Origin of the sequence: Primorskyibacter flagellatus, from assembly GCF_048268605.1 — a bacterium.
GTDB lineage: Bacteria > Pseudomonadota > Alphaproteobacteria > Rhodobacterales > Rhodobacteraceae > Primorskyibacter > Primorskyibacter flagellatus.
This window is the reverse complement of sequence record NZ_JBLWVF010000012.1, coordinates 57,953-84,085: the sequence shown is the minus strand read 5'-3', so window position 1 is coordinate 84,085 and position 26,133 is coordinate 57,953. Positions and strand designations below refer to the sequence as shown.

At 61.1% G+C, this 26,133-nt stretch carries 26 protein-coding genes and 1 riboswitch; of the genes, 4 read left to right on the top strand and 22 right to left on the bottom strand.

Annotated features, from left to right (window positions below):
* Nucleotides 1–67 precede the first annotated feature (67 nt).
* The 6 genes from metK to miaB form a co-directional block, all read right to left on the bottom strand.
* The gene (gene metK, locus ACN0WV_RS13570) at nucleotides 68–1,249 is read right to left on the bottom strand and encodes a methionine adenosyltransferase (protein WP_417606466.1); all 1,182 of its coding nucleotides are present in this window, start codon (nucleotides 1,247–1,249) and stop codon (nucleotides 68–70) included.
* A 6-nt stretch (nucleotides 1,250–1,255) separates the two neighbouring features.
* A riboswitch (SAM-SAH riboswitch) is annotated at nucleotides 1,256–1,303 on the bottom strand.
* Nucleotides 1,304–1,341: 38 nt separating this feature from the next.
* Nucleotides 1,342–2,835, bottom strand: coding sequence for an apolipoprotein N-acyltransferase (gene lnt / locus ACN0WV_RS13565; protein WP_417606464.1), 1,494 nt, complete (start codon nucleotides 2,833–2,835; stop codon nucleotides 1,342–1,344).
* The gene (locus ACN0WV_RS13560) at nucleotides 2,828–3,760 is read right to left on the bottom strand and encodes a transporter associated domain-containing protein (RefSeq protein ID WP_084353482.1); all 933 of its coding nucleotides are present in this window, start codon (nucleotides 3,758–3,760) and stop codon (nucleotides 2,828–2,830) included. Before ACN0WV_RS13560 ends, lnt begins: the two co-directional genes overlap by 8 nt.
* Before the next feature lie 23 nt (nucleotides 3,761–3,783).
* A complete protein-coding gene (ybeY, locus tag ACN0WV_RS13555; RefSeq protein WP_417606502.1) occupies nucleotides 3,784–4,290 on the bottom strand; it encodes an rRNA maturation RNase YbeY in 507 nt (168 codons plus the stop codon).
* Between the two features lie 50 nt (nucleotides 4,291–4,340).
* Nucleotides 4,341–5,324: a PhoH family protein gene (locus ACN0WV_RS13550; RefSeq protein ID WP_417606462.1), complete on the bottom strand. Its 984-nt coding sequence runs from the start codon at nucleotides 5,322–5,324 to the stop codon at nucleotides 4,341–4,343.
* Nucleotides 5,325–5,537: 213 nt separating this feature from the next.
* Nucleotides 5,538–6,857: a tRNA (N6-isopentenyl adenosine(37)-C2)-methylthiotransferase MiaB gene (miaB, locus tag ACN0WV_RS13545; RefSeq protein ID WP_417606458.1), complete on the bottom strand. Its 1,320-nt coding sequence runs from the start codon at nucleotides 6,855–6,857 to the stop codon at nucleotides 5,538–5,540.
* Nucleotides 6,858–6,969: 112 nt separating this feature from the next.
* Between miaB and ACN0WV_RS13540 the strand changes: the two genes are divergently transcribed.
* Nucleotides 6,970–7,836 carry a hypothetical protein gene (locus tag ACN0WV_RS13540; protein WP_417606500.1) on the top strand — a complete coding sequence of 289 codons (867 nt, stop codon included), beginning with the start codon at nucleotides 6,970–6,972 and terminating at the stop codon, nucleotides 7,834–7,836.
* Between the two features lie 84 nt (nucleotides 7,837–7,920).
* Here ACN0WV_RS13540 and ACN0WV_RS13535 read toward each other — a convergent pair whose 3' ends face one another.
* From ACN0WV_RS13535 to ACN0WV_RS13495, 9 genes are all read right to left on the bottom strand, one after another.
* Nucleotides 7,921–8,382 (bottom strand): deoxycytidylate deaminase, encoded by a 462-nt coding sequence (locus ACN0WV_RS13535; protein ID WP_417606456.1) that lies wholly within the window; start codon nucleotides 8,380–8,382, stop codon nucleotides 7,921–7,923.
* Nucleotides 8,383–8,410: 28 nt separating this feature from the next.
* Nucleotides 8,411–9,286: a dihydrodipicolinate synthase family protein gene (locus ACN0WV_RS13530; protein WP_417606454.1), complete on the bottom strand. Its 876-nt coding sequence runs from the start codon at nucleotides 9,284–9,286 to the stop codon at nucleotides 8,411–8,413.
* A gap of 10 nt (nucleotides 9,287–9,296) precedes the next feature.
* A complete protein-coding gene (locus ACN0WV_RS13525; RefSeq protein WP_084353421.1) occupies nucleotides 9,297–9,644 on the bottom strand; it encodes an indolepyruvate ferredoxin oxidoreductase subunit alpha in 348 nt (115 codons plus the stop codon).
* 11 nt (nucleotides 9,645–9,655) lie between these two features.
* Nucleotides 9,656–10,432 (bottom strand): enoyl-CoA hydratase-related protein, encoded by a 777-nt coding sequence (locus ACN0WV_RS13520; protein ID WP_417606452.1) that lies wholly within the window; start codon nucleotides 10,430–10,432, stop codon nucleotides 9,656–9,658.
* On the bottom strand, nucleotides 10,429–11,598 hold the full coding sequence (locus ACN0WV_RS13515; RefSeq protein ID WP_417606450.1) for a CaiB/BaiF CoA transferase family protein: 1,170 nt from the start codon (nucleotides 11,596–11,598) through the stop codon (nucleotides 10,429–10,431). The genes ACN0WV_RS13520 and ACN0WV_RS13515 overlap by 4 nt, the downstream gene beginning before the upstream one ends.
* A gap of 11 nt (nucleotides 11,599–11,609) precedes the next feature.
* Complete coding sequence (locus ACN0WV_RS13510; RefSeq protein ID WP_084353424.1) at nucleotides 11,610–12,974, bottom strand: FAD-dependent oxidoreductase; 1,365 nt, start codon at nucleotides 12,972–12,974, stop codon at nucleotides 11,610–11,612.
* Nucleotides 12,975–13,053: 79 nt separating this feature from the next.
* The gene (locus ACN0WV_RS13505; RefSeq protein ID WP_417606448.1) at nucleotides 13,054–13,857 is read right to left on the bottom strand and encodes an ABC transporter permease; all 804 of its coding nucleotides are present in this window, start codon (nucleotides 13,855–13,857) and stop codon (nucleotides 13,054–13,056) included.
* Nucleotides 13,857–14,678, bottom strand: a complete 822-nt coding sequence (locus tag ACN0WV_RS13500; protein WP_235866626.1) for an ABC transporter ATP-binding protein — start codon at nucleotides 14,676–14,678, stop codon at nucleotides 13,857–13,859. Before ACN0WV_RS13500 ends, ACN0WV_RS13505 begins: the two co-directional genes overlap by 1 nt.
* Entirely contained in the window at nucleotides 14,675–15,718 is a 1,044-nt protein-coding gene (locus ACN0WV_RS13495) for an ABC transporter substrate-binding protein (protein ID WP_417606447.1), read from the bottom strand. The genes ACN0WV_RS13500 and ACN0WV_RS13495 overlap by 4 nt, the downstream gene beginning before the upstream one ends.
* Nucleotides 15,719–15,876: 158 nt before the next feature.
* On the opposite strand from ACN0WV_RS13495, the gene ACN0WV_RS13490 reads away from it, so the two are divergent.
* On the top strand, nucleotides 15,877–16,782 hold the full coding sequence (locus ACN0WV_RS13490; protein ID WP_084353485.1) for a LysR family transcriptional regulator: 906 nt from the start codon (nucleotides 15,877–15,879) through the stop codon (nucleotides 16,780–16,782).
* A gap of 88 nt (nucleotides 16,783–16,870) precedes the next feature.
* Nucleotides 16,871–17,914 carry an L-idonate 5-dehydrogenase gene (locus tag ACN0WV_RS13485; RefSeq protein WP_417606445.1) on the top strand — a complete coding sequence of 348 codons (1,044 nt, stop codon included), beginning with the start codon at nucleotides 16,871–16,873 and terminating at the stop codon, nucleotides 17,912–17,914.
* 137 nt (nucleotides 17,915–18,051) lie between these two features.
* Here ACN0WV_RS13485 and ACN0WV_RS13480 read toward each other — a convergent pair whose 3' ends face one another.
* The 4 genes from ACN0WV_RS13480 to parA form a co-directional block, all read right to left on the bottom strand.
* Nucleotides 18,052–18,459 (bottom strand): universal stress protein, encoded by a 408-nt coding sequence (locus ACN0WV_RS13480; protein ID WP_084353428.1) that lies wholly within the window; start codon nucleotides 18,457–18,459, stop codon nucleotides 18,052–18,054.
* Nucleotides 18,460–18,620: 161 nt separating this feature from the next.
* Nucleotides 18,621–18,941: an antibiotic biosynthesis monooxygenase family protein gene (locus ACN0WV_RS13475; protein ID WP_084353429.1), complete on the bottom strand. Its 321-nt coding sequence runs from the start codon at nucleotides 18,939–18,941 to the stop codon at nucleotides 18,621–18,623.
* A 65-nt stretch (nucleotides 18,942–19,006) separates the two neighbouring features.
* Nucleotides 19,007–19,849: a DUF6206 family protein gene (locus ACN0WV_RS13470; protein ID WP_417606443.1), complete on the bottom strand. Its 843-nt coding sequence runs from the start codon at nucleotides 19,847–19,849 to the stop codon at nucleotides 19,007–19,009.
* A gap of 33 nt (nucleotides 19,850–19,882) precedes the next feature.
* Nucleotides 19,883–20,518 (bottom strand): ParA family partition ATPase, encoded by a 636-nt coding sequence (gene parA / locus ACN0WV_RS13465; protein ID WP_417606441.1) that lies wholly within the window; start codon nucleotides 20,516–20,518, stop codon nucleotides 19,883–19,885.
* A gap of 195 nt (nucleotides 20,519–20,713) precedes the next feature.
* Here parA and ACN0WV_RS13460 point away from each other — a divergent pair, with 195 nt between their 5' ends.
* The gene (locus ACN0WV_RS13460) at nucleotides 20,714–21,352 is read left to right on the top strand and encodes a hypothetical protein (protein WP_417606439.1); all 639 of its coding nucleotides are present in this window, start codon (nucleotides 20,714–20,716) and stop codon (nucleotides 21,350–21,352) included.
* 56 nt (nucleotides 21,353–21,408) lie between these two features.
* Here ACN0WV_RS13460 and ACN0WV_RS13455 read toward each other — a convergent pair whose 3' ends face one another.
* From ACN0WV_RS13455 to ACN0WV_RS13445, 3 genes are all read right to left on the bottom strand, one after another.
* The gene (locus ACN0WV_RS13455) at nucleotides 21,409–23,688 is read right to left on the bottom strand and encodes a glycosyl hydrolase family 28-related protein (protein ID WP_417606437.1); all 2,280 of its coding nucleotides are present in this window, start codon (nucleotides 23,686–23,688) and stop codon (nucleotides 21,409–21,411) included.
* Nucleotides 23,689–23,953: 265 nt separating this feature from the next.
* Nucleotides 23,954–24,364: a DUF4864 domain-containing protein gene (locus ACN0WV_RS13450; RefSeq protein ID WP_417606436.1), complete on the bottom strand. Its 411-nt coding sequence runs from the start codon at nucleotides 24,362–24,364 to the stop codon at nucleotides 23,954–23,956.
* Between the two features lie 63 nt (nucleotides 24,365–24,427).
* Complete coding sequence (locus ACN0WV_RS13445) at nucleotides 24,428–26,008, bottom strand: lysine--tRNA ligase (RefSeq protein WP_417606434.1); 1,581 nt, start codon at nucleotides 26,006–26,008, stop codon at nucleotides 24,428–24,430.
* Between the last annotated feature and the right edge of the window lie 125 nt (nucleotides 26,009–26,133).

Genomic DNA, 26,133 nt, shown 5'->3' with positions numbered 1-26,133 from the left:
CCCCCGATGGCACGAACCGGGAATGGCACCTGTCCCGCTTCACGGGACAGGCGGGTTTCCTTGCGTTTCAGACTGACTTGTTCAGCGCCTCGATCAGATCGGTACGTTCCCAGCTGAAACTGCCATTTTCCTCCGGCGCGCGGCCAAAGTGACCATAGGCAGCGGTGCCCTGATAGATCGCGCGGTCCAGCTTCAGATGCTCGCGGATACCGCGCGGGCTAAGGTCCATGATCCTGGGGATCGCGGCCTCGATCGCGGCAGGTTCAATCGCGCCGGTGCCATGCGTGTCGGCATAGATCGACAGAGGCCGGGCAACACCAATGGCATAGCTAAGCTGGATGGTGCAGCGTTCGGCCATGCCTGCGGCGACGACATTCTTGGCCAGGTAGCGCGCGGCATAGGCGGCGGACCGGTCCACCTTGGTCGGATCCTTGCCGGAAAACGCGCCGCCCCCATGGGGTGCCGCGCCGCCATAGGTGTCCACGATGATCTTGCGGCCCGTCAGGCCCGCATCGCCGTCCGGCCCGCCGATGACGAAAGTGCCTGTCGGGTTGACCCACCACTGCGTCTTTTCGGTGATCCAGCCAGAGGGCAGCACTTCGCGGATATAAGGCTCTACAATGGCGCGGATATCGTCTTTGGTCTGGCTCTCTTCGGAATGCTGCGTGGACAGCACGATCGACATGACCTCGACCGGCTTGCCGTCTTCATAGCGCAGCGAGATCTGGGATTTGGCATCGGGACGCAATGTGGGTTCGGTGCCGTCCTTGCGGACCTCTGCCAGCCGCCGCAGGATGGCGTGGCTGAACTGGATCGGCGCGGGCATCAGCGCATCGGTTTCGTTGGTGGCATAGCCGAACATGATGCCCTGATCGCCGGCGCCCTCTTCCTTGCCTTCGGCGGCATCCACACCCTGCGCGATATGTTTGGACTGGGCGTGAAGCAGGTTCGTCACTTCAAGCGTCTTCCAGTGGAATTTATCCTGCTCATAGCCGATATCGCGAACGCAGTCGCGCACGACGCTGGCCATGTCGTCGCTCAGTTTCCGCGCCTTGTCCTCGTCGGACAGGCGTACCTCGCCGCCGATGATGACACGGTCGGTGGTGGCGAAGGTTTCGCAGGCGACCCGCGCCGAGGATTCTTCGGTCAGGAACGCATCCAGGATTGCGTCGGAAATCCGGTCGCAAACCTTGTCGGGGTGGCCCTCCGAGACGGACTCGGAGGTGAAGATATAGTTGTTTCGCGACATGGGAAGTGCTCCATTGATGTCTGCCGTCACGCCAGGAAGCCGTTGTGACGGGAATTTCAGTTAGGTCGGGATACGTCGGCAGGCAGAGGTGGTCAACGCGAAACGCGGGTCGCCCGCCAGATCGCGCCCAAGCTGAGCAACACCAACAACACCAGCAGGGGACTATCGCCAGTGCGTGAATAAATCGTTGACGGCAAGGCCGCAGGTAACGCCGCATCGACATAGCCCGCTTGCCCCAATCCAAGGCTGGCCGTCATCCGCCCGCGCGCATCGAACACCGCAGACACACCGGTATTGGCGGCGCGCAGCAATGGCAGACCCTGCTCGATGGCGCGGAACCGGGCCTGAGCAAGATGTTGATAGGGACCGGAATACTGACCGAACCACGCATCATTGGTCAGTTGCAGCAGAAAGCGCGGGCGGTCGGTGCCGCGCAGATCCTGCGGAAACACCGCCTCGTAACAGATCAGCGGCAGCGCTTGGCCCAGTTTGCCAAGATCAAGCAATCGCGGCCCCGGACCCGAGCCATAACTGCCATCGACGCGCTGCGCCAAAGCCTCGATTCCGAGGGACCGAAACAGGCCGGGAAAGGGCATGTATTCGCCAAAGGGCACGAGGTGATGCTTGTCATAGATCTGCGTGACGGTGCCGCTGCCGTCTAGCACGATGGCGGAATTGTAATAGGTGAAATCCTCTTCCCGCTGGAGGCCCAGCACAACTGGGACCGGCCCCGCCGCGTCCGAGATGATCGCCAAAGCCTCGTCGGCGTGGTTCAGCAAGGTCGGCAGTGCGGTTTCGGACCAGACAATCAGATCGGGGCGCGGGTCCGATTCGGCGGCGGTATAATCGACCTGCCGGTTGAAGAAGGTCGGGATCTTGTCGGGGTTCCATTTTTCATGCTGGGCAGCGTTGGGCTGGATCAGGCGGACCACGGGCGCATCAGCGTCGGGCGCGATGCCGCCCCCCATCCAGACGCCGGTTCCGATCAAAGCTGCTGTCACCGCGCCAGCGATCAGCACCGGTCCTGCGCGCAAGGTTGCAAGCAGCGCAGCAATGGCGAACAGAATGAAGCTCAGTCCGTAAGTGCCGATGACAGCGGCCCATTGTACGGCGGGCACGGGTGCCCATGCGTAGCCCGGCAACCCCCAGGGAAACCCGGTGAGGACCGTGCCGCGCGCCATCTCTGCCAGCGCCCAGAGCGGGACCAGCAGAAGCAGCCCGCCCCGCAAGCGATGCGCCAGCCAGAAGGGCAGCGCCCAGAACAGAGCGAGCCCGCCAGAGATACCCACCAATGCGAAGGGTGCCATCCATCCGTCCCGCGCGGCGTCCACCATGAACGGTTCGGGAATCCAGCTAAGGGCGAGCGCGAAATATCCGGTCCCGAAGGCCCATCCGGTCCAGCCCGAGGCCCGCGCGGACTGGGCGGTTCGAAACAGAAAACACCCGCAAGCAAAGCATAGAATGGCGATGAACAGAATATCCCAGGGTGCCTGCCCCAACGCGGCCCCGGCACCAAGAGCGGCGGCAAGCGGCAGGTGCCAGAACCAACGATCCTGTCGCCCCACCCGCGCCGTCTGGTCAGCCACTTGCAGCCTGTTGTGAGGGCACAGCCGCTCTGCCCCCTTGCCCCACGGTCGCGCCCGGCAGACGCACGCGCAGACGCTTGATGCGGCGCGGATCGGCATCCACAACCTCGAATTCCGCGCCGGACGGGTGCGGCACCATCTCGCCCCGCGCGGGCACATGGCCTGCCAGCACGAAGACCAGGCCGCCAAGCGTGTCGATCTCTTCGCGATCGATCTCTTCGCCATCGGCCAGTTGCAGGTCGATCTCTGCCTCGAACTCTTCCAGCGGGGTCTTGGCCAGCGCCAGATAGCAGCCCGGCGTTTCGCGGGTCCAGTTCTGCCCCTCGTCGATGTCGTGTTCGTCCTCGATCTCGCCGATGACCTGTTCGATCAGATCCTCGATCGTGACCAGCCCGTCAACGCCGCCATATTCGTCGATCACCAGCGCCATATGCCTGCGTTCGGTCTGCATCTTGGTCAGCAACACGCCGATCGGCATCGACGGCGGCACAAACAACAACGGCCGCAGCATCGTGCCGAGATCGAATTCGGTGGTGTTGCCATTGAACCCGTGGCTGAGCGCGAGGTCCTTGAGGTGCACCATGCCCACGGGCGTATCCAGCGTGCCGGAAAACGCCGGCAGACGGGTCATTCCACTGTCGCGGAACACCTGCACCAGATCGCGTTTTTCGATTGTGTCGGGAACGGCAATGATGTCCGCCTTGGGGACCATAACGTCTTCGACCCGCATCCGACGCAGATTGATCATGCCGCGCGAGAAAAGCACAGCACTGCCCGCGGGATCGGGGTCAGGCGCGTCTTCAGCAGTGTCGTTGGGGCTGAGCGCCCCGATGATACGGCGGAATAATCCTTCCGGCCGGTCTTGTTGTTCTTCGTCCTGCGCGCTTTGCGCTGCGCTAGAACTGCCTTCTTCGTTGTCGTCCATCATTCCTGTCCAGAGGCGGGCCATCAGACCCTGTCATCTTCCCTATATGGGTCAGGCAACCCCATGTTGCCAAGTATCTCGCGTTCCAGTGATTCCATCAACGTGGCATCGCGGTCACGCACATGGTCATATCCCAGAAGGTGCAGAACACCATGCACGATAAGATGCGTCACATGATCGCTGAGCGGTTTTCCGGCCTCGGACGCCTCGCGTGCGCAGGTGTCATAGGCGATGGCGATGTCGCCAAGTTCCGGGTCGGGGTCCGGGGCGGGCAGTTCCGGCGCGTCGCCGTCGGCCTCGGCACCGCGTTCGTCCGATGGCCAGCTCAGCACATTTGTCGGCTGCGGCTTGCCCCGGAAATCGGCGTTGAGCACGGCGATGCGGGCATCGTCGGTGGCCAGCAAGGCGATCTCGAATTCGGATGGCTCCAGCATCAGCCGGGCAAGAGTTGCCTTTGCCGCCGCCTCGGCCAGCGCAGCAAGCCCGAGCGCCTGCCAGCGGTCATCCTCGATAATCGTGTCGGTCAGCATTGTCTTGTCCATCCAGCCGGGGCATCTGCGCCATGATTGGCGCATTGCCCCTAGCCCTGAGAATCGCCCTCATAGGCCCTGATGATCGCGGCCACCAGCGGATGTCGCACAACATCCGCAGAGGTGAAGTAATTGAAGCCGATCTTCGGGATGTGGCTTAGCAGCCGTTCGGCATCGGCCAGACCGGAGGGCATGCCGCGCGGCAGATCAACCTGCGTCCGGTCGCCGGTGATCACCATGCGGCTGCCTTCGCCCAGACGGGTCAGGAACATCTTCATCTGCATTGTCGTGGCGTTCTGCGCCTCGTCCAGCACCACGAAGGCATTGGACAGCGTGCGCCCCCGCATGAAGGCCAGTGGCGCGATCTCGACGGTCTTTTCCTCCATCATCTTCGCCAATTGCTTGCCGGGCAGAAAGTCGTTCAGCGCGTCATAAAGCGGCTGCATGTAGGGATCGACCTTGTCCTTCATGTCGCCGGGCAGATAGCCCAGCTTTTCGCCCGCCTCGACAGCGGGACGCGACAGGATGATGCGGTCAACCGCGCCCGAGATAAACAGGTTCACGCCCACGGCTACGGCCAGATAGGTCTTGCCCGTGCCTGCCGGGCCAATCCCGAAAGCCAGTTCATTGTTGAAGAGCGACCGCACATAGGCTTGCTGGGCTTCTGTCCGGGGTTCGACCAGCTTCTTGCGGGTCTTGATCTCGACCTTGCCGCCCGAGAACATCTCCATCTGCGCATCGGCGCCGGGGGCTGCTTCTTCGGGTGCGTTCATACGGAACTCGCGGTCAATATCGCCGGGATCGACGGTGCGTCCGGCCTCAAGCCGTTGATAAAGCGCATTGAGGACGTCTCGCGCCTCGATCTGGGCGCTTTCTTCCCCGAGAATAGCCAGCAGATTGCCACGGCGCACGATCTGCACATCAAGGCGCTTTTCGATATCGGCAAGGTTGCGGTCATATTCGCCGCACAGGTCGATCAGCAATCGATTGTCGGGAAATTCAATCAGGACTTCGGTCAATGTGCCTGTATCCACGCAATTCTCCACTGCTGCGAGTCACCATGATCGTGCCAACAGCTTGTGGGTAGCGCAAGCCTAACACGCAAAATGTGATGTATCTGACAGAGATATGACGGTTCTCTGTTCCGTTTGGGTGAAATGCCGCCCATCAGGCGGGACAGGCGCTGTCGGCCACCCGTCTTGCGCCCCGCCCGGTCAAAGCGGTGAGGCCGGTCGGGGCAAGCAACCTCAAATGAGCTGCCCGGACAGGGAATTTGTCCGGCTTTCAAGGATATGCACGCGCGCCATATCGCCCGGCAACACGCCGTCGGCGGTGACATGCACCGAATGAAGATATTCCGATTTGCCGACCATCTGCCCTGCCTCGCGACCGGACTTTTCGAACAGCACGCTGACGTCGCGGCCAACCATATCGTCCTGCAATTGCCGTTGCTGACGCGTCAGAAGCGCCTGCAAACGTTGCAAACGATCATCCTTCTCATCCTCGGGCACTTGCGGGCGCTCTGCGGCGGGGGTGCCGGGGCGGGTCGAATATTTGAACGAATAGGCAGAGCCATAGCGGACGGCCTCGATCAGATCCAGCGTGGCCTGAAAATCCTCTTCGGTCTCTTCGGGGAAACCGACGATGAAATCGCCGGAAATATGGATGTCGGGGCGCACCGCGCGCAGCCGTTCGATCACGCGCAGATAGCTTGCGGCGGTGTGGCTCCGGTTCATCCGCTTGAGGATCTTGTCGGACCCGGCCTGCACCGGCAGATGCAGGTAAGGCATCAGTTTCGGACAGTCGCCATGCGCTTCGATCAGCGCATCGTCCATGTCGTTGGGATGGCTGGTGGTAAAGCGGATGCGTTCCAGCCCATCGACGTCATTGAGCGCCCAGATCAGCTGTGCAAGGCCCATATCGCCGTTCGGACCCGCGCCGTGATAGGCGTTGACGTTTTGGCCCAGCAAAGTGATTTCGCGTACGCCCCGGTCGACCAGGTCGCGCGCCTCAGACATCACGCGATCCACCGGGCGGCTGACCTCTGCCCCGCGTGTATAGGGCACCACGCAGAAGGCACAGAACTTGTCGCAGCCTTCCTGCACGGTCAGAAACGCGGTCGGGCCGCGCTTGGCCTTGGGTCGCGCGATCAGCTTGTCGAACTTGCCCTCTTCGGGGAAATCCGTGTCCAGCGCCTTTTTGCCTTCACGGATCTTCGCCTCCATCTCTGGCAGGCGGTGATAGCTTTGCGGGCCGACGACCAGATCGACCATCGGCTGACGGCGCATGATCTCTTCGCCCTCGGCTTGCGCGACGCAGCCCGCCACACCGATCTTCAGATCGGGCTTGGCCACCTTCAGCCCCTTGTAGCGCCCAAGTTCGGAATAGACCTTCTCGGCCGCCTTTTCACGAATGTGACAAGTGTTGAGCAGGATCATGTCCGCGTCATCGACGGTTTGCGTCTGGACATAACCCTGCCCTCCCATGGCCTCGGCCATACGCTCGCTGTCATAGACATTCATCTGGCAGCCATAGGTCTTGATGAACAGTTTCTTCGGCGCGGTCATGGCGCAATCCTCGCATGTCTCAGAGCGGCGGCATATCGCAAAATGGCGGTGGGTTGCAATGCATGGCGATTTCACCGATTTTGCGTCAAACCTCAGAGGGGCGGCAGACACGATGATCTATCCGGGGCTAGCGGCGTTTCTGGAAAAGGGCAAACCGGCGCTGGCAAAGGGGCCTGTCGCCCTGGTCTTTTCCGAAGATGATGTCGAGATTGAAAGCACCCTGCGCCACCAGCACAAGACAGGTTTCGCGGAAATCGTGGTCTTCATGCGCGAGGGGGCAACGCTGCCGCCCGATCTGGCGACCACCGTGCATCAGGTCAGCTACGACATGGGCACCGAGGGCGCATTGACCAATGCCGTCAACGCCGTCATTGCCGCCGCCCCCGGCGTCTGGCTGCATTACTGCTACAACGCCGAATACCTGTTTTTCCCGTTTTGCGAAAGCCGCACGATTGGCGAAATGCTCGGCTTTCATGCCGAGGAACGGCGCGACGCGATGCTGAGCACCGTTCTGGACCTTTATGCCGGCGATCTTGTGCAGAACCCCGATGCCGTATCGCTGGAGGATGCCTGGGTCGACATGTCGGGGTATTACGCTCTGGCGCGCAAGGATCCGATCAGCCATGAAGCCAAGGAGCGGCAACTCGATTTCTACGGCGGTCTGCGCTGGCGCTACGAAGAGCATGTCCCCCAGGGTCGTCGCCGCATTGACCGGATCTCGCTGTTTCGCGCCAAGCCGGGGCTGCTGCTGCGCGACGACCACACGTTCAACGACGAAGAGTTCAACACCTTCGCCTGTCCGTGGCATCACAACCTGACCTCGGTCATTGCCAGTTTTCGCACCGCGAAGGCGCTGAAACGCAACCCCGGCTCCACCTTCGAGATCCAGAATTTCCGCTGGCACAATTCGACGCAATTCAAGTGGAATTCACGTCAATTGCTTGATCTCGGACTGATGGAACCGGGTCAGTGGTTCTAAAGGAAAATCAATCCCGTATCCGGCCGCGCACCGGATGGCGCGCTGCCGTCCGAAGCAGGTTTTCCGAAGTCGCGCGACAACAGCTCACGGCAATTCAGGGACGGCCGTGAAAGCGATGCCTGCTTCGGCCAGCATGACCTCGGACACCTCAAAACTATGATCCAGCGCGCCGTCGTTTTCCGGACGGGCCGGGCTGACCACGCGGGCGATGCCGCTTTGGATAATCGCGCGGGCGCAATCGGCGCAGGGAAACCGCGTGACATAGATCGTGCAGCCCTCCAGCGCCGCGCCGGACCGCGCAGCGTTGTAGATCGCGTTGCGCTCGGCGTGTTCGACCCAGTGGAATTTCTCGCCACTGGCCCGGTCGAACCGCGCGTCATCTGCCGCGGAAACCCCGCGCGGCAAGCCGTTATAACCGCTGGCACGGACCTCGTGGCCCTGCCCCACGATCACCGCACCGACATGCCGGTCGCGATCTTCGGACCAGCTTGCCATCTCTCGGGCGAGCGCCACAAAGCGTGTGGCCCAGACGTCTTCATTAGCCATGGGAAAGGCCTCCTGTTTATAGGGCGATCTAGGCAACCGTCTCTTCTTCGGGGACCATATGATCCAGTGCCGCGCGTTCCGGGTCGCTGAGTTTGGTGAAGGGCGGCAGCGCGTTGGCCCAAAGCGGGTTGCCGGTGCGCCGCGCCACCAGATGCTTGACCGAAGGGATCAGCGGTCCGGCCGCGATGGCTGCGCGGATATTGCCGATCTGCTCCATCAGCGTGGGCGTGGCCTCGCCCTTCCAGACCCGCGCACAAAGCGGTGCAGACTGGTTGACCGTGGCAGAGATGCAGCCGGCAAAGCCCGCCTCTGGCGCAATCGACAGGCTGGTTTCGGAACTGGGGAAGACAGCGAAACCCGGATGCGCCGTGACGATCCGGCGACAATAGTCCAGATCACCCGAGGAATCCTTGATCCCGTTGAACCGCTCCGGTGCCAGAGCGTGCAAACGGGCGATCACCTCTTCGGGGATCACAAAGCCGGTCATCTGCGGATAGTTGTAGAACCAGACCTTTATGGGGCGATCGCCCAAAGCCTCGTGCAGGGCCGTGTACCAGCGTACCAGCCCGTCCTCCGATGGCGGCGTGTAATAATAGGGTGGCAGCACAAGCGCGACCGGATAGCCCAGATCATCCGCATGGATGGTCAGGGATATCGTTTCGGCCAGTGACGGCGTGCCGGTGCCGACCATAAGCCGGTCCAGATCCAGCCCGCGCGCCGCCCAAGCCATGATCTGACGGCGCGTGGCACTGTCAAAACTGTTTGCCTCGCCGGTCGAGCCCAGCACGTTCAGCCCGTCGCAGCCATTGGCCAGTGCCCAGCGTGCATGTTCCAGAAACAGCGTTTCCGAAGGCACCCCCGCCGCATCGACGGGGGTTGGCACGGCGGCAATGATACCTTGCATGAATGTCTCCTCAACTTTCCTGATCGGCAGGTTCGCGCCGGGCGTAATCTGCAAGTTTGGGGTGATCGGGTACGGGCGGGTCGTCTTTGCGCCATCCGCCCGGTTCAACGATCTCGCCGTTTTCGTCCTCGAAAACCTCTCGGTTGATCTGGGCGAACACGGCGTTTTCGGCGTCCAACTCGTCGTCGTAACGGATTGCATCGACCGGGCAGATGGATTCGCACATGCCGCATTCAATGCATTCGGTCGGATGGATGTAGTACATCCGCTCGCCTTCGTAGATGCAGTCCACCGGGCAGGACGTGGTGCAAATCCCGTCCTTGATGTCGATGCATTGGTTCTGGATGACGAGTGCCATGTCTCCTCCGGTTATTTGCCCTGCCAAACAGGGGCGCGTTTTTCGCGAAAGGCGCGGACGCCTTCTTCGGAATCCTCGGATTGCAGAGCCGTCACCAGCGCGGGGCGGCGCAGGTCGCGCGCCTCGGTCGGTGTCAGATGGGCGGTGTTGCGCAACGTGTCCTTGATCGCGGCCACGGATAGCGGCGCGCAGGACAGGATGTCCTTGACCCAGGCCGCAACCTCGGCATCCAGATCCGCCGCAGGCACCACCGCGTTGACCAGCCCGTAATGCGCGGCATCCGAGGCGCTGAGCATTCGGCCGGTCAGCATGATGCCAGCGGCAATGTTGCGCGGGATCAGCCGTTGCAGCGCGACCATGCCGCCATCCAGCGGCAGCCGGCCGACCTTGGCTTCGGGCAGTCCGAATTTCGCGGACTCGGACGCGATGACGATATCCGCCCCCAGCACCATCTCGAACCCGCCCCCAAGGGCCAGGCCGTTCACACGCGCGATCACCGGCACGTTCAGCGTTTGCCGTAGGGCAATGCCGCCGAACCCGTTCGGGTTGGCCGCGGCCCAGTATTCCAGCCCGCTATGGCCCCCGCCGGCCTTCATGTCGGCACCGGCGCTGAAGGCGCGCTCTCCCGCACCGGTCAGCACGACGCAGCGAATATCATCGCGGGCCTCAACCTGCTGCCAGATGTCGTTGAGCGCCGCATCGGTGTCGGGATCGACCGCGTTCATCCTGTCGGCGCGGTCGATGGTGACATAGGCGACGTGATCCTTGACGTCGAACAGGACGCTCATACGGCCTCCTTTCGGGCTTCGGCGGTAAGGCCAAGCTCGCGGATCACTTCTTCGGTATGCTCGCCCAGTTTCGGCGGTGTATGGCGTATGATGACCGGTGCCTCACTGAGGTGCACGGGCGATCCGACAAGCGTAAGATGCCCCAGGATCGGATGCTCCATATCAACCAGCATTCCGTTTGCCTTGGTCTGCTCATCGTCCAGCGCCTCGCCCAGCGACTTTACCGGCGCGCAAAGCAGATCCTGCTCTTCCAGCCGTTCGATCCAATAGGCGGTCGTGTTGGTGGCAAAGACATCGCGGAACCGACCTTGCAGATAAGGTTTGTTGGCCCGCTGAGCAGTCAGGTTGGGGTATTCCGGCGACAGATCCTCGAGATCAAGCGCTTTGCAGATGTCTTGCAGCGGGTTGACCTTGAAGGCCCCGACCACGACGACCGCACCGTCGGTGGTGTCGAACACGCCGGTCAGCGGCATGGCGGCCCAGTTCAGCACCTCACGATGCTTGGACCATTGCGCGGCCTCCTGCATCTGCATGGCGATGATCGAATCGTAGAGCGACACGCCGACTTTCTGACCCCGTCCGGTCTTTTCGCGCCCCAGAAGCGCGGCAAGAATGCCCTGCACCATATGCATGCCGGCCGTGTAGTCGCACAGCGTGGTGGGGTAGATCGACTTCGGGATCGCGGGATCCTGGGTCTTTTCCATCACGCCGGTCATGGCTTGCGCCAATACGTCCTGCCCGCCCTTGTGGGCATAGGGCCCAACCTCGCCGAACCCTGTGCCTGAAGCGCAGATGATTCGCGGATTGATCTTTTTCAGCGTCTCGAAATCAAAGCCCAGACGTTTCATCACGCCGGCGCGGAAGTTGTCCACGACCACATCGGACTGCGCCACCAGATCATAGATCATCTGACGGCCTTCGTCGGATTTGCTGTTGATCTCCACCGAGCGCTTGTTGCGGTTGAGAGAGGCGAAAACCGCGTTGTTCATCGCCTCCTCCGAGGTTTCGCCGAAGAAGTTCCGCGACAGATCCCCCGCACCGGGCCGTTCGATCTTGATCACATCGGCACCGAAATCGGCCAGCATCTGCGTGGCGCAGGGGCCCATCATCACCTGGGTGAAGTCGAGGACGCGAACGCCCTCCAATGGAAGATGTTGTTCAGACATAGTTAACTCCTTCACGCGTCAACGGGTTCTTCGACAAGCGCATTGGCCGAGGGCACATCGCCCGGATCGGCACCTTGCGCGCGCATCTGTTTCTGGATCGAGGTGACGTCCACATCGCGCAGCGCGCAATTTGCGTCCAGCGCCTTGGCTACGGCGACGCCTGCAGCCTCGCCCTGGCTCATGCAGGGTGGAATCTCCCGCGATTGTTTTTGCGCTTCGCTTTCGACCGAGTAGTGACGCCCCGCGACGATCAGGTTGTCGATGCCCTTGGGCAGCAATGCGCGGTACGGCGTATAGTAGTCACGGCCCCGGCACACCGAATCCGCGAAGTGACGGCGCGATTTCACATCGTCCTTGGTGACGACATATTCGCCCTGCAACAGCCGCGTCTGACGGATACCCATCTGCTCGGCAGCACCCAGCATCTTGGCATTCTCGAAACCGGGCAGGTTCTTGCGGGCAAACTCCAGCAGTTCCATCATCCGGCGACGGCCTTCGAATTCCGCCTCGACCATGTGTTCGGGCGACATGCCGTCATAGCCGGGCATATGCGGACAGTTGCACCACACCACACCGGGCAGCGGCGTCTTCAGCCACCACATGCCCCAAGCTCCGCCAATCACGCGACGCGCCTGACGGTCAAGCTTTTTGTACTCTTCCGGGTTCTCGTATTCGAACGCCTCGGCGCGGTTCGTATCGACATCCATCAGACGGAACACCGTGGTGACGATGAACTGTCCGGTGATGAAGGATGCACCGGCCGACGACGCGACATCCAGATCGCCGGACGCGTCGATCACCATCTTGGCGCGGATTGCCTGACGGCCCAGTTTGGTCTGCACGATCACCCCGGTGATACGGTTATCCTCGACCAGCGCTTCGGAGAACCAGCTATGGGTGCGCAGGTTGATATTGGCATCCTTGACCATATCAAGGCTGACGCGCTTCCAGGCGTCGGGGTCGAAGGCCACGGCATGAATGATCGGCTGCGGCATGCCGGATTTGTGAAAGTCGATGGCACCCCAGCGGGACCACTTTTTCCACATCTCCCAGTTGGTCAGGCAATCCTCGGAGGGCGGGTAAACCGCGCCGTCCTGACGTTCCATCCGGTCGACAAACTCGCTGACGATCCCGGTTGTGACAATCTCGTTGCCCTCGTTCACCATGTCGTCCAGCACCAGAACCATCCCGCCGGAGGCCATGCCGCCAAGGTGGTGGTAGCGTTCAACCAGTGTGACGGATGCGCCGTTGCGTGCGGCGGAAACAGCGGCCGCGTGGCCTGCCGGTCCTGCGCCGATCACCACGACATCGGTGTCTGCGACAACGGGCACTTGTTCGGCACGGGTGCTGATGTGATCCTTGATACGATCGGTCATTTTGACAAACTCCTCCTGATGCGCCGTGATCCGAATGCCGAACCGGGCGCCATTTCTCGTGTGTATTAAGTGACTTACTTTACCAGCGGATGATCAGTTTCTCGGCCAGTGTGACCAGTGCGAACATCAGCACCGACAGGCCGGAGGACATGAAAACCGTCGCGTAAAGCAAGGGTGAGTTGAAGTTGAACGTGGCGTCGATGATCAAAGCACCAAGCCCCAGATCCGCGCCCACCCATTCACCGACAATCGCGCCGATGACAGATGTGGTGGCCGAGATCTTCAGTGCCGAGAACAGGAACGGCAGCGAGGCAGGCAGACGCATCTTCCAGAACACCTCGGATTTGGAGGCGGACAGGATGCGCGACAGTTCCAACGCTTGCGGGCTGATGGCCTGAAGTCCGCGCACCATGTTCACCAACGTCGGGAAGAAACAGATCAGGGCCGCGATGACCACCTTGGCGGTGATGCCGGGGCCGAAGATCAGCACCAGAATCGGCGCAATCGCCAGGATCGGGATGGTGTTGATAAACACGGCGATCGGGAAGAAGGCCATGGTCACATGGCGCGAATGCACGAAGGCCACGGCAATCAGGATCGCCACGATATTACCCACCGCGAAGCCTGCGACACTTTCCATCAGTGTCGGCCAGAAGTTCATCAGCAGGATGTCGAATTTCTCGACAAAGGCGACGGCCACATCCGATGGTGCGGGGGCGACATAGGTCGGCACGCCGAACAATTTCACACCCAGTTGCCACAGCAGGATCAGGGCCGCCGCGGTGCCCAGCGGCACGGCGGTGGACACGACCTTCCGACGCCGCGCCTCTGCGCGTTCCGCCGCTTCGAGATCGGGCATGGTGATATTTTCTGCCACAGCCATCAGCATGTCTCCAGTAGGTCACGCAGGTAACCGCAATAGGCGGTGAATTCCTGCTGGTCGCGTTGCTTGATCGTGCGCGGTTCCGGCAGATCAATATCCACCACTTCGCGCAGACGTCCGGGATGGGCGCGCATCATGATGACTTTCTGGCCCAGAAACACCGCCTCGGCGATCGAGTGGGTGACGAACAGGATCGTCGTCCCGGTCTCGCGCCAGATGTCCAGCAGTTGCAGGTTCAGGTGGTCGCGGGTCATCTCGTCCAGCGCACCAAACGGTTCATCCATCAGCAGCAGTTTCGGCTGACACACAAGCGCGCGGGCAATGGCGACGCGCTGACGCATCCCGCCGGACAACTCGTGGGGAAGCGCATCCTCGCGCCCTTTCAGGCCGACCAGCTCCAGCAACTCACGCGGGCTGCGGCTGCCCAAGGGCACGTCAACGCCGCGTTTTGCGCCAATCTCCAGCGGCAGTTCCACATTTTTGAGCGCCGACCGCCAGGGCAGCAAGGTCGCGTCCTGAAAGACGAAAGCAAACTCACGCGCCAGTCGCGCCTGTTCTGTCGTCTTGCCAAAGATCGACACGTCGCCAGCCGCCGCCGGGATCAGGTCCGAGACCAGCCGCAGCATTGTGGACTTGCCACAGCCCGAGGGGCCGAGGATCGTGTAAAAGGCACCCTCTTCGATATCGAGGTTCAGCCCGTCAATGGCCGTGAAAGTGCCGAACCGCACCGTCGCATCGGTGAGCGAGGCGGCAAGTGCCTTGTCAGGGGCACCTACCTTTTGTCCTTGAAGGGAGTTTTTCGCTTCCATCATACCTGTCATCCGTAATTGGCACGCGATGCAGCGGTCTTTTCCAGCACATCGAGCGTCATGATTTCATCCACGGCGGGTGCCGCGTTTTCGAACTGACCAAGATTGTCGTAGGCGTCGATCTGCGCCTGCCAGTTTTCACGGGTCATCGTGCCCCAGCCATTCTCTGCCGTGTTGGCGTTGAAGCTGTAGTCCAGCACCATCTGAACCGTCGCCAATTCATTGTCGCGGTCCATGTTGGGGTAGCGCTTGACCAGAATATCCACCGCCGCTTCGGGGTTGTCATGCACCCAGGCCCATCCGCGGGCGCTGGCACGCAGCATGCCTTCGACCTGTTCGGGGTTTTCGGCCAGTGTCTGATCGGTGACGTAATAGGGGTTTGCGTATAGCTTGACGCCCGCATCCCACAGAGACATATCCACCCGGTCATCGCCCAGCACGGCCAGCGCGCTTGTATTGGTGCGCCATCCGGTCACGACATCCGCCTGCCCCGTCAGCAGCGGCGACATGTCAGACCCCATGACCAGAACGTTCACCTCATCCTCGGGGATGTCATTCGCGGCCAGCATCGCCTGAAGCAGGATGCGCGCGGTGCCATTGGTGGCGACGGTCTTGCCGATCAGATCCTTGGGCTCGCGCACCGGATTCTTTTTCAGCGAAAAATATGTGAACGGGTGCTGCTGATAGCCTGCGGCGATACATTTGATCGGCAATCCCTGCGACCGCGCCAGCATCAGTGACGGGCTGGAAGAGATCGACCCCATATCGGCACGGCCAGAGGCGACAGAAGCGACGCCATCAATGTTCGGGCCACCGGCCACGACATCCAGCTCCAGCCCTTCATCCGCGTAGAAACCTTGATCGGCGGCGGCGACCTCGCCCAGAATGCCGTTCGATGCCAGCCAGCCAAGTTGCAGCGATACCGTGTGCATATCCTGGGCCCAAGCCTTCCGGATGCCGACCAGGTTGCCTGCAAAGGCAGCACCTGCAGCCGCACCGAAAGTCGTGAGCGCCCTACGCCGGGTAAGTCCGTTCTGGGTGTCTCGCGTCATTGTCAAACTCTCCTGTTGAGGTTTCGGGACCGGCCTGTTGTTCGGCCTTGTCCTAGTAAGCCTATGATTCCTGATGCGATGCAGGTAGAACAAAGATATGCCAACGGCGATGCATAATACGCACCACCCCTGACAACACCCGAATGGCGAGCGGCTTCATGCACTCCATCTTCTTGAAATACTTCGACGAAACCGCGCGCCAAGGGTCGATCCGCAAGGCCGCACTGGTGCTGAACGTGTCATCCACATCGGTCAATCGCAAGATCCTGAGCGTCGAGGAAAGCCTTGGAATGCGGCTTTTCGACCGAACCCCCGAAGGCGTGGAGCTGACCGCCATGGGGGCGATTCTCCTGGAACACTGCCGAAAAGTATTGCACGATTATGAACGCGCCAAGGTTTTGATGGATGATATGCGCGACCTGCGGACCGGCCACATCACCATTCACACGATGGATTCGATGGCCGTCACCGCACTGCCCCGCGCGATGAATGAATTCGCGCGCAAATTCCCCGATATCTCGATCTCTGTGACCACCGCCCAGCCAGAGGACGTGGTGCAAACGGTGGCGTCGGGCGATGCCGAGATCGGCGTCGCCTTCATCTTCACACCACATCCTGATGTGCGCGTGCTGTCGGAAAAGTCAGCGCCTTTTGGCATCATCACGCGCCCCGATCATCCTCTTTCGACCCGCCCCAGCGTGAAGATCGGTGATCTTGCCGGCTATAGGCTGGTGCGCACAAGCGATGCGCGCGGCGGCAACTCGATCATAGATCAGGCAATCTCGACTTTGGTGACGCCCCTGTCCACGCATGTCTACACCAATACGCTGTTTCTGGCCAAAGAGATGATCCTGTCGAACCAGGGGATCGGACTGTACACCAAGATCGGCTTTTATGACGAGGTAGAGCGCGGGGATCTTTGTTTCGTGCCATTGATTCAGGCGTCACTGGCGAAAGTACGGATCGGCATCATGGTTTCTGCCTCTGCCGCCATCGGGCCCGCGAAGATGCTGATGAGCGATGCGCTGGCCAAGGAGCTGGGACAGATGCGGCTGGATTCGTAATCGGCTTGCGGCTTAATCCACTCGCAGTCGCGCTTTTGTCGGGCTATACTTGAATAACAATCACCCACCCTTCAAGACTGGAGCTTCCATGCAAACTCGCGTCTGCCGTCTTTATGCTGCCGCTGACATCCGTATCGAGACCGCAGAACTGGACGCGCCCGGCCCCGGCGAAGTCTTGGTCGCGCTGTCCGCAGGCGGGATTTGCGGGTCTGACCTGCATTACTTTCAAGATGGCGGGTTTGGGCCGATCCGGGTGAAGGAACCGATCATTCTGGGCCATGAGGCCGCCGGTGTTGTCGTGGAACTGGGCGACGGTGTGACCGGTCTGACGCCGGGCCAGCATGTTGCTCTCAATCCCAGCCGCCCCTGCAATGATTGCACCTATTGCGCCGAAGGGCTGCACCAGCATTGCCTCAATATGCGGTTTCGCGGCTCTGCCATGCGGTTTCCGCACGAACAGGGGCTGTTTCGCGACCGTATCGTGATTGGCGCGGCGCAATGTGTGCCGGTTTCCACGGATGTCTCGCTGGCCGAGGCTGCCTGTTCCGAACCGCTGGCGGTCTGCCTGCATGCCCGCAACAACGCGGGCGATCTGGCGGGCAAGCGCGTGCTGGTCACCGGCGCAGGCCCGATCGGCGCGCTGTGCGCCGCTGTGTCGGCCGAGGCCGGCGCGTCGGAGATTGTCGTCACCGACCTTCAGGACGTGCCGCTGAAAGCCGCCGAGGCGATGGGGGCTACGCAAACCATCAACATGAGCACTAACGCAAGCGCCATGAGCCGGTTCACCGAGAACAAGGGCCATTTCGACGTGGTCTTTGAATGCTCTGCCGCGCAGCCCGCGATCCGTGGCGCGATAGAGGCGATCCGCCCACGCGGCACGCTTGTGCAGGTCGGCGTGACCGGCGATGTCGCCCTGCCCGTCAACCTGCTGGTCGGCAAGGAAGTCGCCTTTCAGGGCACGCACCGCTTCCACCCGGAATTTGAACAGGCGGCTGCTGCGATCTCTTCCCGGCGCATCGATGTGCGCCCGATGATCTCGCAGAGTTTCCCGGTAGAGGACGCCTTGGCCGCGTTTGAAACCGCCGCCGACCGCACCCGCGCCGTGAAGGTACATTTGACCTTTGCAGGATAGGCGCGGACTTGGCTTGCCCGGCGCAAATCTGACAGAGCCCCCTCAATCATCTGGCGAGCAGAGGACCGGCTACAACGCCAAGCCATACGCCGCGGGGCAGTCCCGCGGCGTTCTGCATCGGCCTGCTTGCAATCAGCCTATCGCAGAACGTGGACCGCGCAGCGCGCATGGCGCACGACCTGATGCGCGGTCGAGCCAAGAAGATAGTCCTGCATCCCCGGCCGGTGCGAGGCGATGACAATGCAATCCGCGCCGATTTCCGAAGCGAAATCCAGAATCGTCCGCCCGGAATGTCCTTCGCGCAGCACCCCCTCGCCATTCGGCAGCGTCGAGGCCATTTTGGCCAGTTCGGTGTTGATCGCTTTGCGGCTTTCCTGAAGATAATCCTCTGGAATGTAGCTGATCGCATAGGTGGGCATCTGCTCCATGACATGCAACAGCGTGATCTTGGCGCTTTCGATGGAAAGCGCTCGGGCGACCTCCAGCGCGCCCTTGACGTCCCGATCCTCGTCGAACGAAATCGGAATCAGAATATTTCGATACATCTGCGATCTCCTTTTTGCCAATCCCGCATCAGCCTGACGGCCAAGCGTGTTCATTCCATTGATGCCGGGCGATGACGCGCACATCCATGAATGCACATATGAAGTCCGAATCACAGCCAGTTAGCGATATGCCGCGACAGACGGTATAGGATGCAAACATGTCAGAAAGTTCCGGCGACCTCGTACATCACAGGCTCGAACGCGCGGCACAGCCCGTTGATCCGGCGATTCCGCTCGCGCATTTCGGGCGTGCGCAGCATCGCCTGAAAATCCTCGCGGCGGTTCCACTGCGAATAATTGGCAATCCGGGTCTGTGCGTCATTCACATGCAGGCCTGCCGAAACAAAGCCCGGCTGCTTGGAAATAAAGACCTCATAGGCTTCGGTCAGCTCGTCCAGCAGATCCTGACAGGTGCCGGGCGTCATCTCGAATGTGGTGATGACCGTCTGGACCTTGCTGGGGAAATTGATGGTTGTCGGCATGGCATCCTCCGTTTTGTACCAGTCTGGCAGGTTCGGAGGATCAGGCAAAGACCTGTATTCATGCCTCAGACGTTGGGTTCGCCCTGAAGACCCAATATCTTGCGGAAACCCGTCCAATAGCCCGGCAGGCGCGGCGGTTCCTGCATCCCGCGCAAGGCCTCTTCGGCCCAGGGCTGCATGCGGCGGTTGGCAAAATCGCGTCCCCAGGTCAGGAATGCCTCTGCCTCTGGCGGCCGCAACCGGCAGGCTGACCCGACCAGCCCGACAAGCGTTTCGGGCGGCGAATACCATTCATCCTGAATGCCTGTCACGCGTTTCTGCATCAGTGGTCCCACCAGCCGCATCAGCCGCTTGTCGGAATATTGCAGCAACATCCGGCCCATCTCGTCCCGCGAATAGTGGATCAGCGGCGGGAACGTGTCGAAGAAAACAGCCACGCCATCAACAATGGCGAAATTGCGGATCGAGGGGTGAAAACCGATGCGCGTGTCGATCTTTTGCGCCCCGTGCCAGAAGCCTGCGATACACTGCCCTGCGGCCTCCATCATCGCGAGCGCGTCGTCAAGCGAGGCACCTTGCATCAGCGGCCGCATCAGGCTGCTTTCCGGCAGCGCGTCCTGCACGATCACCGGCTGGCGCGCGCCGTCGATGGTCACCAGATGCATTTCGGTGTCGGGGATTGTCACATCGCATTGCCGCAGCGCGTCGAAATAATCGTCGTGGCAGCGTTTCAGCCGGTCCAGCGCCGCATCATCGCGCATACCCCGGTAAACCTTGATCACCTTGTCCGACAGCGGGCCGGAACCGGGCCGGAACGGCGCACAGAAATATCCCAACTTGGAAATCGTGTGCCCTCTGGTCGAGGGTTCGGCTTTGATCAGCGCAATCAGCGCGTCGAGGTCGGTCATGGCAGGCGGCTCCGTCTTTCGGCTGGGCTGTGCTTACGCGTCCTCCAGCAAAAGCGCCACCTCTTCGCACAGTGCTGTCACCTCATCGCGGGCCGGACCGCGCGGTGCCTCAATGGCACCAAGCCCCTGCCCCAGCGTTTCAGCATAGACAACACGGTTCGCCAATTGCGCCGTTGCAAGCTGTGCCTCCAGCTTCGAGGCGGCCTCGGCGACATCCGCGCCCAGCCGCGTGCCTGCCCGCGCACGGTTCATCACCACCAGTGACACCCGGTTTTCACGTCGTGCCAGATCCAGCACGCCTTGGGTGGCCCACAGATCGACATGGCTCATAGAGACCGGCACCACGACCAGATCGGCGGCGCGCAAGGCGGGCCGCAGATCACTGTCGGCCTTGGGCGGCGTGTCGACGATCACGATGTCATGGCTGTCGGCCAGCTTGCGGCACTCATACGTCACCCCCCAGGCCGAGGAGGTCGCAAACTCGATCCCCGCATCTTCCAGCCGGTCCAGCCGGGCCATGAACCAGCGGCCCAGACTGCCCTGCGGGTCCACATCCACCACCGCGACGCTCTTGCCTGCGCGGGCGAAACCCACGGCCAGGTTCACCGCCACAGTCGTCTTGCCGGACCCGCCCTTTTGCTGCGCGACGGTGATGACGCTTCCTGTCATAGAGCTGCCTCTTCTGCTTGCGGCCCGGTGACCGACGATTCGCTTGCCGCGGTGACAGGCTTTGCGCCAAGCTGCGGTGCGCAAATCGCCACGTCAAGCCCGCCTGTCCGCGCAAAGCCAGGCTCGCTCCGCCTTAACCCGCCATTAACCAACCCTGTCCGATGCTGGACGCGGGGCTGCAAAGGACGGGTTGCGATGCTGAAGTGTCTCTGCCTTCTGATTTGCCTGACCGGGACGCTTGCGAATGCGGGTGCCTGGCCACGGCAGGAAGGCACGGGATTTGCCAGCGTCGCGACCCGTCTGAGCTTTGACGACACCTTTATGACACTCACCTCGTACAGTTCGGCCTATCTCGAATACGGGTTGAACGGCCGCCATACGCTTGGGCTGGATGCGGGATACTCTAGCGACGGAACGTCCCGCGCCATTGTCTTTGTCCGGCAGCCGCTGTCCACAACGAAGGCCGGAAGCCCCATCGCGGCAGAGCTTGGGCTCGGCGTCATCGACACGCAGATCGTGTTGCGCCCCGGCATTTCCTGGGGCCGCGGGTTGGATAAAGGCTGGATGGCGGCGGATGCTCTGGCAGAGATCCAGATGACCGGCGCAACTGACCTGAAACTGGATCTGACCTTAGGCCTGAAAGATGATCGCGGACGGATGCTTATCCTGCAATTGCAAACCGGAAAACCGTTTGGTCGGGCCGCAACCGCGCAGTTAGCCCCGTCTGTCGTCGTGCCTTTCGGCAAGTCCCGTCACCTGGAGGTCGGCGCTTCGGCAGATCTGCTGGAACGCCGAAACTTTGGGATCAAATTCGGTCTCTGGCAGGATTTCTGATCCGTACCAATCAGAATAGGGCCGAAGCGTGCAAAACGCCCCGGCCCCATGAAGGCTTACTTGTCCATCCGCACCTGGACGTTCACATCGCCCTTCACTGACGACGGCCAGACCAGATGGACCTGAGACCTGTTTGGTCCCTTCTGTTCGAACGCATGCGGCGAGACATATTGGGCTGCGTTGGACGCGTTTGCGATCCTGCCGCGCAATGCCACCCCGTCGACATTCTGCGCGTAGCCATTGAACGGCAAATGCGGCGCGCATTCCACCTGCCAGGTTTGCGCCGCCGTATTCTGACTATGCTTGACGGTCAGCGGGTTATGCGTCGGGTACTCCACGTTGTGATGCGTATTGTTAGAGAAGTAGAGCTTGCGCATTTGCCCGATTTCCAGATTGGCATAGCTGGTGTCCACACGCTCGATCCGGTTCATCACCGCATCCACACAGCGGAAGGTGTTGCCCGACACGTTCAACCCGTTGATGAAATGCCCCGTACCATAGGGTTTGATCACGATGAACGAAAACCAGCTCGCCACGCCACCCGCCAGGAAGACATTATCGGTGATCGACACGCCCGCAAAGCCGAAACCACCGGTATAGTCGGGTTCGGGTTCGCGCTCGTTCGTCCATTCGATGAAGCAGTTATCAACGTAATTGCCGGTGATCGTGGTGTTGCAGGCCCGAAGCGCCAGAACAAGACCGGCCGTGCGCACCCCGCCCATTGAGCCTTGGAAGAAGTGGTTACCGGTGACGACATTGTTCGATCCGGACAGCACCGCAAAATGCCGGAACTGCGATGCCCGGTTATCTCGCAATTTCACGTCATTTGCATTGGCGGTGATCGCCACAACCGTCCTGTCCTGTGCAGCCAGGCCATTTTCAGGGCTTTCAAAATTGCAGCGGTCCACCAGCATGCCCTGACAGCCCGACCCGTGCGAGGTGATGGCGCGATCCTGCGGACGGTTGAAGAAACAGTCGCGGAACTGAAAGATGCCGCCCAACGGGGGCATCAGAACGCCGCTTGCCATGTTGTTGCACTGAAACTCGATATCCGACATCGAGAAATAGGTGAGCTTGTCGAAGCCGCTGAAATCCAACAGGTACTTGAACCGCGTGAAGGTGTAGTTCTGCGTGCCGACCGCATCGGACAGTGGCTGCGACAGGGTGATTTGCTGCGCGGCCACATTGCGGTCGCGGACATAGATCTCGCGCCCGACGCCATTCGCTTCGACCAGAGACCCCACGGGGATGTTCGCGACATTGATCACGTTGGTCAGCGTAAACGGCTTTGAGGCCGTGTAGCTCGCCTGACTGGTCACGACGTCGTTTTCCCAGGCTGGGCCGCCTTCGGCACGCAACTGGCCATTACGGATATGACGGCGTTGCGCAAAGGTCGTCCGGTTGTTGACCGCTGCCTGCATGTCGATCGGCGATGTCACGGACACCCGCCGCCCGCCAAGGTCCAGACCCTCATGGTCGGAATTGTTCAGCAAAGACTGGACCGCCTTGCGAAACGCCAGTTCTTCATTGCCGAAAGCGTCGATATAGGCAGGCAGATGAAAATCACGCGTCAGCGACAAGATGGCGTTGTCGGGCATGATGACATTGCCCTCGAACTGGACACGGTTTTCCAGCGTCACACTGCTACCGAGGTAGTAGATCCCCTTGGAAACCAGCACGCGTTTGCCATCGGCGGCCGCGTCAGCAGCCTCAAACGCCGCGCTGTCATCTGTGATGCCGTCACCCACCGCACCATAATCGCGCACATCGACCCAGTTCATCAGGTCGCGATAGAAGACCTGGGTGACATCCTCGATCCGGATGTCGTCAATCCGGACGACTGCACCGTTCTGGCCCGTCAGGTCGATGCCGAAATGGCCATAGATCGGCTCTGTCCCCCAGACCAGGTCCACCCCCGGCCGGTTGCCGCTGCCAATGATGGTCGAAACCTCGACGACGCTGCCATACGCGGTCAGCGGCACCGCAACATCGGTTTCCGGCAAGCCCTCTACATGGACACTGCCCGCAGATCCGGCCCAACCCGCGATCCGGACAGAGGGCAGATTGCCCGACATCGCCTTGATCCGCGCGGTCACGCGAATGTAGCATCCCGGCAAAATGGGCGTCTGCCCCTTGTAGCGCAGTTTCTGGACGCCTTCGGTTTTCTGAAGCTCCAGACACCCGCCAAAATCCTGATCCGCTGGCACATAGGCCGCCGTCGCCACATTGTGATAGCTGTCAGACCCCGGCACGCCATCGCCGCGCGACCAGTTTCCCAACCCTGCCTCGAAAGCAGCCGGCATGAATTGCACCCCGTCGGTGATTGCCTTGTTCATTCCATTCCCTTTCCGCACGCACAGCCCACCTGCAAACGGGCCTCACCCGCCGCAGGGCCGGTTTCCCGACCTGCTGATCAACAGTGCCGGGTGCTCACCCGGCCGCTTTGAGGGAAATACCAACGCGATCTTAACGCCGCCCGACAGCACCGTGACGGTAGGTGTTGCGCCCGATGCAGCACTACTTCCTGAAACGAAAATGGCGCGCCCAAAAAAGGCACGCCATTGCAATAGATTAGACAGTCTCGTTAAATCAACCGGGCCGTCACACCGCCATGCCGGGCAGTTCCAGCATCTGCACACCGCCGATGCGCCAGCCGTCGCGGCCCTCGACCATCTGATAGTCCAGCAGATGCACCCGGCCGCTCTGGTCCACGATCTGCACTTTTTGCCAGAGACTGCCCTCGATCTGGCGAAGTTCCAGAAAATCCACGCGCCCCGGACGCCAGACCATCGGATAGCCGTTCTGCACCATCCCGCCGAAATTCTCGGGCGATCCGAACATGCCTTGGATGGACGGGCTGGCGAAAGAGAACGCCCGTGCGAAATCATCCTGCCGGAATGCTTCCAACTGGGAAGAGATCACATCCTTGATGCCCGTTTCAGGTGTGTCCTGTCCCGCCACGCCGCCAGCTAACGCCACCGCTGCAACCAGCCCAAAAATCAAACTCCGCATGATCCATCTCCCTGCAATCTAGGCAGGGAGATGGCGCAGTTTGCTCTACGGTCAAAACGTGCCTCAGGCCGCCAGCAACTCTCCGGCGAGGGCCTTGTCGATCAATGCGACCGTTTCATCGACACCGTAAAGCGCGATGAACCCCCCGAAGCGCGGGCCTTGGCTGGCACCAAGAAGCACTTCGTAAAGTGCTTTGAACCAGTCGCGCATCGGGTCGAACCGCTCGCGCCCGCATGAGAATACCAGCCCCTGCAAGGCTTCGCCATCCGCAGGTCCGTCCCAGGCGGCCAGACCGTCGCGCAACTCCATCAGGGCTTCACGCTCCAGATCAGTTGCGGCACGGAACACCTTGGCAGGTTTGACAAAATAATTGTAGTAGCGCACGGCAAAACCTGCCGCCTGATCCAGATCGGGATGCGTCTCCGGGCTGGCTTCCGGGGCATAGCGGCGCATGAAGCCCCACAGGGTTTCCTTGTCCTCGGCGCCCGCCACGCTGGCAAGGTTCAACAGCATCGAGAACGGCACCACCATCCGGCTTTCGGGCACATCGCCGCCGTGGATATGCCACACCGGGTTGTTCAACTGGCCTTTCAGGTCCTGCGTCGGATAGGCCCGCAACTGCTGGTGATACTCGTCCACCGCCTTGGGGATCACGTCAAAGTGCATCCGTTTGGCCGTCTTGGGCTTGAGATACATGAAATAGGACAGCGATTCCGTGGAGGCATAGGTCAGCCACTGGTCGATCGACACACCATTTCCCGACGACTTCGAGATCTTGTGCCCCTGATCGTCCAGGAACAGCTCATAGGTGAAATGCTCGGGCGGACGCACGCCCAACACCTTGCAGATGCCGTCATAGATCGGCGTATTGGTACTGTGATCCTTGCCGTACATCTCGAAATCGACACCCAGCGCAGCCCAACGCGCGCCGAAATCCGGCTTCCATTGCAGTTTCACGTTGCCGCCGGTGATCGGCAGCGTCCATTCGCGACCATCCGGGTCGTCAAAGGTGACTGTGCCATCCTTGGCGTTGACCTCTTTCATCGGCACATACAGCACACGACCGGTTTCGGGATGGATCGGCAGGAAGATCGAATAGGTCTGCTGGCGTTCGTCCCGCAGCGATTTCAGCATGATCTTCATCACGTCGTCATAGCGCTCTGCCGCGCGCAGCAGCACCTCGTCGAACTGGCCGGACCGGTAGAACTCGGTGGCCGAGATGAAGTCATACTCAAACCCGAACGTGTCCAGAAACCGGCGCAGCATGGCGTTGTTGTGATGCCCGAAGCTTTCGTATTCGCCAAACGGATCGGGGACCGATGTCAGCGGCTTTTGCAGATGCTCCTGCAACGCCTGCTGGTTGGGCACATTGCCCGGCACCTTGCGCATCCCGTCCAGATCGTCCGAAAAACAGATCAGCCGCGTCGGAATGTCCGAGATTTCCTCGAAGGCGCGCTTGATCATGGTCGTCCGCGCCACTTCGCCAAACGTGCCGATATGCGGCAGCCCCGAGGGGCCATAGCCGGTCTCGAACAGCACATAGCCCTTCTCGGGCGGTGCCTTTTCATAGCGTTTGAGCACGCGGCGCGCTTCTTCGAAGGGCCAGGCTTTCGAGGTAAGGGCGGCGTCGCGGATCTCGGACATGCGGAAAGTCTCCTAGGGTCGCGCGCCCCGTCTTGGGGCACGCAGCGCTCGCGTACCTATTGCGGGCGCGGGCATAGGTCAATAATCTGCAACGCAACCTCCTCTTATTCCAAGGATCAGTCTTG

What these genes read in the sequence shown, in the direction of transcription:
- metK (WP_417606466.1), bottom strand. Translation starts at nt 1,249, where the DNA reads ATGTCGCGAAACAACTATATCTTCACCTCCGAGTCCGTCTCGGAGGGC.
- ACN0WV_RS13560 (WP_084353482.1), bottom strand. Translation starts at nt 3,760, where the DNA reads ATGGACGACAACGAAGAAGGCAGTTCTAGCGCAGCGCAAAGCGCGCAG.
- ybeY (WP_417606502.1), bottom strand. Translation starts at nt 4,290, where the DNA reads ATGCTGACCGACACGATTATCGAGGATGACCGCTGGCAGGCGCTCGGG.
- miaB (WP_417606458.1), bottom strand. Translation starts at nt 6,857, where the DNA reads ATGACCGCGCCGAAGAAACTGTTCATCAAGACCTATGGCTGCCAGATG.
- ACN0WV_RS13540 (WP_417606500.1), top strand. Translation starts at nt 6,970, where the DNA reads ATGATCTATCCGGGGCTAGCGGCGTTTCTGGAAAAGGGCAAACCGGCG.
- ACN0WV_RS13535 (WP_417606456.1), bottom strand. Translation starts at nt 8,382, where the DNA reads ATGGCTAATGAAGACGTCTGGGCCACACGCTTTGTGGCGCTCGCCCGA.
- ACN0WV_RS13530 (WP_417606454.1), bottom strand. Translation starts at nt 9,286, where the DNA reads ATGCAAGGTATCATTGCCGCCGTGCCAACCCCCGTCGATGCGGCGGGG.
- ACN0WV_RS13525 (WP_084353421.1), bottom strand. Translation starts at nt 9,644, where the DNA reads ATGGCACTCGTCATCCAGAACCAATGCATCGACATCAAGGACGGGATT.
- ACN0WV_RS13520 (WP_417606452.1), bottom strand. Translation starts at nt 10,432, where the DNA reads ATGAGCGTCCTGTTCGACGTCAAGGATCACGTCGCCTATGTCACCATC.
- ACN0WV_RS13515 (WP_417606450.1), bottom strand. Translation starts at nt 11,598, where the DNA reads ATGTCTGAACAACATCTTCCATTGGAGGGCGTTCGCGTCCTCGACTTC.
- ACN0WV_RS13510 (WP_084353424.1), bottom strand. Translation starts at nt 12,974, where the DNA reads ATGACCGATCGTATCAAGGATCACATCAGCACCCGTGCCGAACAAGTG.
- ACN0WV_RS13505 (WP_417606448.1), bottom strand. Translation starts at nt 13,857, where the DNA reads ATGGCTGTGGCAGAAAATATCACCATGCCCGATCTCGAAGCGGCGGAA.
- ACN0WV_RS13500 (WP_235866626.1), bottom strand. Translation starts at nt 14,678, where the DNA reads ATGACAGGTATGATGGAAGCGAAAAACTCCCTTCAAGGACAAAAGGTA.
- ACN0WV_RS13495 (WP_417606447.1), bottom strand. Translation starts at nt 15,718, where the DNA reads ATGACGCGAGACACCCAGAACGGACTTACCCGGCGTAGGGCGCTCACG.
- ACN0WV_RS13490 (WP_084353485.1), top strand. Translation starts at nt 15,877, where the DNA reads ATGCACTCCATCTTCTTGAAATACTTCGACGAAACCGCGCGCCAAGGG.
- ACN0WV_RS13485 (WP_417606445.1), top strand. Translation starts at nt 16,871, where the DNA reads ATGCAAACTCGCGTCTGCCGTCTTTATGCTGCCGCTGACATCCGTATC.
- ACN0WV_RS13480 (WP_084353428.1), bottom strand. Translation starts at nt 18,459, where the DNA reads ATGTATCGAAATATTCTGATTCCGATTTCGTTCGACGAGGATCGGGAC.
- ACN0WV_RS13475 (WP_084353429.1), bottom strand. Translation starts at nt 18,941, where the DNA reads ATGCCGACAACCATCAATTTCCCCAGCAAGGTCCAGACGGTCATCACC.
- ACN0WV_RS13470 (WP_417606443.1), bottom strand. Translation starts at nt 19,849, where the DNA reads ATGACCGACCTCGACGCGCTGATTGCGCTGATCAAAGCCGAACCCTCG.
- parA (WP_417606441.1), bottom strand. Translation starts at nt 20,518, where the DNA reads ATGACAGGAAGCGTCATCACCGTCGCGCAGCAAAAGGGCGGGTCCGGC.
- ACN0WV_RS13460 (WP_417606439.1), top strand. Translation starts at nt 20,714, where the DNA reads ATGCTGAAGTGTCTCTGCCTTCTGATTTGCCTGACCGGGACGCTTGCG.
- ACN0WV_RS13455 (WP_417606437.1), bottom strand. Translation starts at nt 23,688, where the DNA reads ATGAACAAGGCAATCACCGACGGGGTGCAATTCATGCCGGCTGCTTTC.
- ACN0WV_RS13450 (WP_417606436.1), bottom strand. Translation starts at nt 24,364, where the DNA reads ATGCGGAGTTTGATTTTTGGGCTGGTTGCAGCGGTGGCGTTAGCTGGC.
- ACN0WV_RS13445 (WP_417606434.1), bottom strand. Translation starts at nt 26,008, where the DNA reads ATGTCCGAGATCCGCGACGCCGCCCTTACCTCGAAAGCCTGGCCCTTC.